Source organism: bacterium, from assembly GCA_024224155.1.
Taxonomy (GTDB): Bacteria; Acidobacteriota; Thermoanaerobaculia; order Multivoradales; family JAHEKO01; genus CALZIK01.
Window position 1 is genome coordinate 1 of the sequence record JAAENP010000401.1, and the last position, 4,326, is coordinate 4,326.

The 4,326-nt window shown below is 66.6% G+C and carries 3 protein-coding genes; all 3 read right to left on the bottom strand.

Translation table 11 applies throughout. The features are described 5' to 3' along the window. Nucleotides 1–1,468: 1,468 nt before the first annotated feature. A complete protein-coding gene (locus tag GY769_20005; protein MCP4204206.1) occupies nt 1,469–3,526 on the bottom strand; it encodes a recombinase family protein in 2,058 nt (685 codons plus the stop codon). A gap of 239 nt (nt 3,527–3,765) precedes the next feature. Continuing rightward, nucleotides 3,766–3,993, bottom strand: a complete 228-nt coding sequence (locus GY769_20010) for a hypothetical protein (GenBank protein ID MCP4204207.1) — start codon at nt 3,991–3,993, stop codon at nt 3,766–3,768. 41 nt (nt 3,994–4,034) lie between these two features. Continuing rightward, on the bottom strand, nt 4,035–4,326 hold a 292-nt coding region (locus GY769_20015), incomplete at its 5' end, for a hypothetical protein (protein MCP4204208.1).

Genomic DNA, 4,326 nt, shown 5'->3' on the forward strand with positions numbered 1-4,326 from the left:
CGGCCAGCAGGGGGTCGCGCTGAAGATGGTAGCGCAGTCTTTTTGTTGCGACACGAAGTCGCTGTTTCGAGTTGTCCCCCGACGGATGAGAGGGGACCACCTGTTCCACCAGGTGAATCTACCGGCATGAATCAAGAGCTGCCGGGACAATGTACCAAAGCAAAAAGGACGTGCGGGGGACAAAGCGCGAGTGGCGTCCCCTCCTGGAAACCTCAATCCGGGTGAGGGCTAGAGAGTCGGTATGGTGAACACATGTGAATCTGTGATAAAGGTCGTCATTGCGAACAAGCCAAAGGGGTTGAAAGGTTTGGGCCAAAAGGCATTGGAAGGGGGGCATGCCGTCTCAAAAATGCGTCATCGTGGACCAGTGGTTGATGCCACGCCCTCTCGGCCGACAGCAGGCACCTGTCCCGACGTACTCGAATGGCGGAACGTGGCAACCCCGTATCCTCGCCCTCTGGGCAGGCGAACCGTAAGGGGAGCTGTTGGGGTGCGGGATTGAGATGTCGGAAGAAGCGAAGGCCGCCCTGTAACGGGGTGGATAGAGGCTCGATGCCTCACCCGAAAGGGGGCAGACGTCCGACTGGTGCTCTACCGCGAAACGGAAGCTGTCCGGTGACGCGAGATTCGTAGGAATAGAGCAGCGCCTCGGCGCTGCGGGCTCGGTCTCGTACACGACGTGTGCAGTCACCACGCTTTCTTATTGCGGAGGTAATGCGAGGCAGGAGGAATTGGAAGAACACCGAACGAGCGGGGGCTCACATCCCTCTACTTCAGGTATGGCACGGTCTACGAAGGACGGTTGGCTAGGGGTGGTGGTCTCGGTGACGTCGGTGCTTGGAAAGCTCATCTGCTCTCGCCCGTTACATCGGCTCACGAGAGGATATGACGGGTCGGTCAAGGAAATGACCCGATGACATTACCGGCTTCCGCGAGGGGGCTTGGGGGAGTGCTTGAGCCGGATGCTGGGAAACTCGCACGTCCGGTTCTTAGGGGGACTTGTGGGCCGGTAACGGCCCTGTGGGGCGGCAACGCCCCCGGCCCACCCGGTGGACATGGCCATCAGACTCCACTTTCTATCGGATTCATCGGGAAGGTCGCGCGCCGCAGCGTGCGGCCCGGCGGGCGGCACCGACCGCCCGTCCGGACGCCCTTCCTCGGCGCCAGGCGGCTCGATCGGCACCTCGCTGTCGCAGCCTGGACCCCGTCGGGGCGCTCCGAGGCTCGGTCACCGAGCCTCGCGAGCCTCCCCGTCGAGGGGCCGGCACCTGCTCAGTCTACCACAGTCCCTCCCCTCGGGGAGGCGGCGGGGGCCGGTGGCGGGGGTGCCCGCGCCGCTCGGCCCTCGATCCGAGGTCGGCGTCCTTGCAGACGTTTCATTGACAGTATGACATTTCCGTGGATTCGGCCTGCCGCGCAGGCGGCCGGACTTCGCCTGACCGCCTCAACGACAGAACATTGTGAGTCGTCACCTGCCCAGCATGCGGGAGTTCTTGATCCGCTGCCACAGCTCCTCCTCCTTCTCCGGGCTCAGCACGATTCGCCACGCTCTGTGTGGGTGCTGCCGTCGTGCCGGCAGCCAGCCCTGCTCAATCCAGTAGTAGACCATGTCCACCTTGATCCCGAAACGCTCGGCGACCTCGCGCACCGTCAGCTCGTTCTCGCCCTTGGGGTTGGGGCCGGGGATGTCGTGCTGTCTGCGAACCCAGTTGATCATCTTCCCGCTGAACGGTTTGCCCGTGATGCTCAGGCGCCCCTGCTCGTTGAGGTGCTCGGCGACCTGCCGGTCAGTGCGCGTCCTGGCCAGCTCGCGGATCTCGGCGATCATGTCGGCCCCGTAGCGGGTCCGGTCACAGCGCATCAGTGGAGGCTCGACTGGAAGATCCTCACTGGTGCCTCCGTGCCAGCGAACGTGCAGAACGGCCTTGCCCCCCGGCGAGGTGTCGCGTTCCACGAAGACGTCCTTGATGAGCAGGCGCAGGATCTGCTTCTTGTCCTTCGCCCGCGTGGACGGCGCGGACCAAAGCCGCGGCAGATCCTCGGCCAAGGCCATGAGCCGGCGCTTCTGCTCGGCGTCGAGCCCCCGGGGCTGCGCCTGGCGGTGCGCGGTGCGCTGCGCCTCGGCCTCGCGCAGGCGCGCCAGCGCGTCCTCCCAGGCCTGCTCGAGCGAGTCGGCGACCAGGCGGCGCTTGGGATCGACCTCCTCGTAGCGCTGATGCGCCAGCTCGGCGTCGTAGCGCGCCGCCTCGACCCTCAGCTGCCACTGGCGCTCCTGCGCCGCCTGGCGCCGCTCGACCTCGGCCCAGGCCTGCGCGGCCAGCTGCACCTGCGCCGGTTCGAGGCGTGCCAGAGCCCGGCGCTCGACCACCGGATCGGCCACCGCGGCGCTCAGCGACACGCGGCAGGTGCGCCGCGCCAGGGCGTCCGGCCGCTGGCCCTCACACACGTAGCTGGCGTAGCGCCCGCCCGTGCCTTGGTAGAACGTGCGAAGCCGTCGACCGCAGCGCATGCAGTACAGAAGACCCTGCAGCAGCGCGCGCCCCTCCCGGGGGGCCGAGCCCGCACAGCCCTCCTTGGCCCGACGCGCGTTGCCGTCGACGATCCTGCAGTTCGCCTCCCAGACATCCCAGCTAACATACCCAGGATGATGGTCCGGGATCAGCACCGGCCACTGGTCCACGGGCAGCCTCTCGACACGCTGGCACACCTGGCCCTCGTCCGAGAGCGTCTGCGTGGTGTGGCTGCGGCCCCAAGCGTAGGCGCCGGCGTAGCAGGGGTGGCGCAGCACGTCCAGCGCGCGCCTGAGGTTCAGCGGCCCCCAGCTCAGCCTGCCGTCGCGGACCCCGCCGTAGGCGCGCTTCGGGAACAGCCGGCCCTCCTCGTGGAACTGGACCACGACGCCGTAGGCACTGCGCGCCTTCCTGAAGGCGTCGAAGAAGTGCCCGATCGCCTCGCGGACCTGTTCGTCGGGGTCCTGCACGATCCGGTCCTGCCTGTCGAAGCGATACCCTGCGGGCAAGGCGAAGCGCAGGGTGCCCTTGCCGGCCTTGTGCGCTTTGCCGCCGTGCAGGCGCAGATGCATCATGTGCAGCTCGGCCTGCGACATGGCCCCCTTGAACGTCAGCACCAGCTGGTCGTTGAACTGCACCGGATGGTAGCAGCCATCGTCGTCTATCAGAAGCGTGTCGCTCAGCGCGCACACCTGGAGCAGGCTGTGCCACTCGGCGTTGGAGCGGGCCAGGCGCGAGCACTCGAGGGCGAAGATGGCCCCGACGCGCTTCATCGACACGTCGAACATCATGGCCTTGAAGTCCTCGCGCTCGCTCAGGGGCTTGGCCGAGGAGGCCAGATCCCCGTCGAAGGTGCGGATCCTTTCGGGCGGCCAGCCCATCGCCATGGCTTTGGCGCGCAGGTCGTACTGGCGCTCGGTGCTTTCACGATGATGCAGCACCTGGCCGTACGTGGACTGGCGCAGGTACACGTACGCGAGTTTCTGTCGGTGCTGCTCCTGGATCTGGGTCATCATGATCGAATCTCCCCTGTTGTGAGCGAATGTCGGAACAGGCCATCGTGCACTCCAGCATGTTGGCGATGGCCTGAGCGGCGGCGGCGCGGTCGCGCGCCTGAAGGGGCGGGTCCTCGAACTCGGTTCTCATGGGGCACTCCAGTCGCTATAGACGGCAGGCGAGCGCAAGGGGCTCCTGCGCCCGCCTGAGACGGTGTGGCCCGGGAGGCTCCGGGGGACGGCGTGGGGAGCGGGTCCGTCTAGCGCTTCGGCGAGGCGGGGCCTTCGGCCAGATCCTCGGCCAGAGTCTCGACCAAGGCGGCGAGCTCAAGGAGCATGGGGATGCTCAGACTCGTCGGGTTGGCCTCGTGCTCGAGCGATTCAAGCGGGTCCGCCCGGTCGGTCCACTCGCGAAGCACCGAGAAGGAGCCTCGGTCCGTGCCGTCAAGGATCAGCGTTTCGATCCCGTTCACACGCTTGGTTTTCATGATGCGAAAACGGCGATTGCGAAAAGGATGGAAAGGGTGTTTTATGGTCGCCCACTTCCCAGAGAGTTTGGGCTTAGGTGCATTATACGATGTGTGTCGGGATTGCCCTCGAGTTCGCGGCCCTTGGCGCTGTGGTAGTCCGTGTAGAACACGAACCCCTCGACGTCGACGCCCTTGAGCAGCACCACGCGCGCGTGCGGCCGACCGCTGGCGTCCGCGGTCGCCAGGGTCATGGCGTCGGGTTGCGGCAGCTTGGCGGCCCGGGCGGCCTCGAACCAGCGCCGGAACTGCGCGACGGGCTCCGGATCGAACCCGGACGCGGTCAGCGGGGGC

What these genes read in the sequence shown, in the direction of transcription:
- GY769_20005 (MCP4204206.1), bottom strand. Translation starts at nt 3,526, where the DNA reads ATGATGACCCAGATCCAGGAGCAGCACCGACAGAAACTCGCGTACGTG.
- GY769_20010 (MCP4204207.1), bottom strand. Translation starts at nt 3,993, where the DNA reads ATGAAAACCAAGCGTGTGAACGGGATCGAAACGCTGATCCTTGACGGC.